Source organism: Thermoanaerobaculia bacterium, from assembly GCA_035717485.1.
GTDB lineage: Bacteria > Acidobacteriota > Thermoanaerobaculia > UBA5066 > DATFVB01 > DATFVB01.
Window position 1 is genome coordinate 1 of the sequence record DASTIQ010000199.1, and the last position, 3,100, is coordinate 3,100.

2 protein-coding genes are annotated in these 3,100 nt (G+C 65.1%); both read left to right on the forward strand.

Features of this window, described 5'->3' with window-relative positions:
• On the forward strand, nucleotides 1-1,620 hold a 1,620-nt coding region (locus VFS34_10590), incomplete at its 5' end, for a VCBS repeat-containing protein (protein HET9794901.1).
• Between the two features lie 247 nt (nucleotides 1,621-1,867).
• On the forward strand, nucleotides 1,868-3,100 hold a 1,233-nt coding region (locus tag VFS34_10595), incomplete at its 3' end, for a hypothetical protein (GenBank protein HET9794902.1).

Here is a 3,100-nt window from a genome sequence, read left to right on the forward strand (position 1 = left end):
GCCTGTTCCTCGTCCTCGACGACGCAGAAACCCGCCCCCCCCGCGCCGGCCGCCCAGACGGCGGCGCCGCCGCCCTCGCCCGCCGGCGTCGTCCACGAGCAGCCGCTCGCGAAGACGAACCCGGACGTCGTCGAGGAAACGCCCGCCTATTCCGTCCAGCGCTTCAAGAAATCGGACATGGTCCGGGTCGACGAGCATCGCATCCGCTACCCGTTCACCACGATCCCGATGGCGATCTACCGCGAAGACGCCGACTACTACTACGTTCGGACGGAGAAGGTCACCCCTGAAGAGATGAACTCGGCCCGGGCGGAGCGTCGGGAGAAGGCGACCGAAGGCGAGGCGCAGAAACTCGCGGAGCTCGAGGCGCAGGCGAAGACGAACCCGCTCCTCGTCACGCCGGAACAGTTCGACACCCTCCTGCCTCCGCGCCGGAAGACGGGCGTTGCGTTCCAGCGCGCCGGCGAGGGCCTGCCGACGAAAGGCCAGTGGCGTCAGAACATCGCCGTCGCCGACCTCGACGGCGACGGTCATCCCGACATCGTCGCGACGCCCGCGAGGTTGTCCGGCCAGCAGCGCTTGCACGTCTATCTCGGCGACGGCCATGGCGCATTTCGCGAGCAGACAGTTCAGCTCGTGGACGCGGCCGGCAAGCCGACCAAGGTGACCCTGGACTACGGCGGCGTCGCGGTCGCGGACTTCGACGGCGACGGGCGCCCCGACATCGCCACCGCGTCGCACTCGCAGAGCGTCCACGTCTTCCTCAATCGGGGCGGAGGGAAGTACCAGGTCAGCGACCAGGGACTCCCCCCGAAACTGACGTCGCAGGCGGTCGCGGCGTTCGACGTGAACGGCGACGGGCGTCCGGACCTCGCGGTTTCGCAGGACATGGTCAACAACACCCTCCGGAAGGAGACCGGTACCGACCCGTACCAGGTTCGAATCTTCCTCAACCAGGGAAAAGGAAAGTGGCAGGCAGACCGCGAGGCGATCAAGGGCCCGTGTTTTTCGTTCAATCTCTTTCCGGTGGATCTGAGCGGCGCCGGCCCGCGCGACCTCCTCACGGGTTGCCGCGCGCTCGGCGGCTGGGGGCTGACCTGGAAGAACGACGGTAAGGGGAAGTTCTCGAACGAGTTGTTCGAGATCATCGAGCAGGCCGCCTACCACTACGCGGTCGCGCCCGGAACCTTCGGCTCCTCTCGCCACACCGCCTTCGCGGACCTCTACGAAAAGAACGCCGGGGGGCTCGATTCGACGGGGCTGAACGTCTACTACAAGGACCCGACGGGGTGGCACAAAGTCCCGGTTTGGCGGCAGAAGCGCTACCGGACCCGGTTGACCTCGGTAGCCATGGGCGACCTGGACGGGGACGGCCTCGACGACCTCGTCTTCCCGGATCGCACCGCGGGAAAGGTGCGAATTTTCTTCCAGATGGCCGAAGGCCGGTTCGAGGAGGCTCCGGAGGAGTCGGAGCCGCCTCTGGACTCTCCGGCGGCCGACACCCGCCTGGTGGACGTCAACGGGGACGGCCGTCTCGATATCGTCATGGCCAAGACCGGTTTTTCGGAGCGTCCGAAGGACCGGGGGGGATTCGAGGTGCTCCTGAACCAGGGGAAGTGAGAATGCTGCCGGAGCATATTTTTGAGAAAAACCCTTGACTTGGGGAGGGAATATCCCCGATCATCTGCGGCGAAGGCCCGCGCAGCGGGAAATCGAACTAACCACTGGGGAGCATAGACAAGACTTTCGGGATATCGAAGGAACGAAAAGTATCGGAGGTGATGGAATCGCGTTGACGCAGGGTCGAACTCATTTTCGGTGTTCTTTTCCGGTAAGAAAATTGAAGCTTTTGAAAGAGGAGATCTCAATGAAGAAGGTTTTGGTTACGCTGGTGGCGGTTGCCACGCTGGCCGCTTTCGCGGGCACGGCGTCGGCTGTCACCTGCACGATCGACCACAAACCGGCGGCGACGCTCCTGCTCCCGTACTTCCAGACCTCGGTCTCGAATGCGGGCGGCGCGATCGCCCCGACGCCTTTCGGCGGCGGGCTCAACGGCACCGATACGCTGGTCACCGTGGTCAATGCATCCTCGGCGAACACGCTGGCGCACGTCCAGATCCTGAACCGGCGATCGATTCCGGTTCTGGACTTCAACATCGCGCTGACCGGATTCGACGTCGTTCCCTTCTCGCTCAGCGCCGTTCTGACCGGGGCGCTCCCGGGGAACCCCGCGACCGACGGCTCTAACGCGTGCACGGATGACACGTTCCGCCGTTTCCTTCCGAACAATTTCCCGACGACGAACGACTCGAGCGCGACGACGGATTACGTTGACCTGCCCGGCTATCCGAATCTGTTCACGCAGTCGTTCATTTCTTCCCTCGTCGCCGCCCTCGACGGCAGCGACGACTGCCTGGCGGGGAATCCCCCGACCTTCGGCGCCAACGGCACCGACCTTCTCACGGGCTACGTCACGATCGACATGGTCAACTACTGCACGTTCGCGAGCCCGCCCGATGCGAACTACTACACCCTCGACGCGATCGGGTTCGAGAACAGCCTGTGGGGCGACTACACGATCCAGTCCGAGGGGACGACGCCGACCTACGGCGGACCCCTCGTGGCCCTCGAAGCGGACGTCGCGGAGCTCAACGGGACCAACGCCTCCGTGGACGCGCCGCTCCGGACCTTCTACGCCCGGTACTGGGAGAATTCCGACGGATCGACGAAGATTTCCAGCAACACCGGCAACGGTGGAGCGGGTTACTTCTCGACCATCGGGCTCTTCCCGCCGATCCTGGGCGACATGCGTGAGCCGCTCGGCGTCACCTACGGCGCGCGTTACCTGGACGTCTCGGCCGACACGACCAGCTTCCTGCGCGCGTGGCGCGCCTCGACGTCCCCGGCGACGATCGACGACGGCGACCTGGCCGGCAACGATTGCCAGGACGTCGAGCCGAACGTGTTCACCGTGATCTGGGATGAAGACGAGACGCCGGCCCAGCAGACGGGCTGCACGTTCTCTCCCTGCCCGCCCGGGCAGAACTTCAACTTCCCGCTCGAGACGCAGCGCGAAGCGATCGGCGATTTCGCCGGCGGC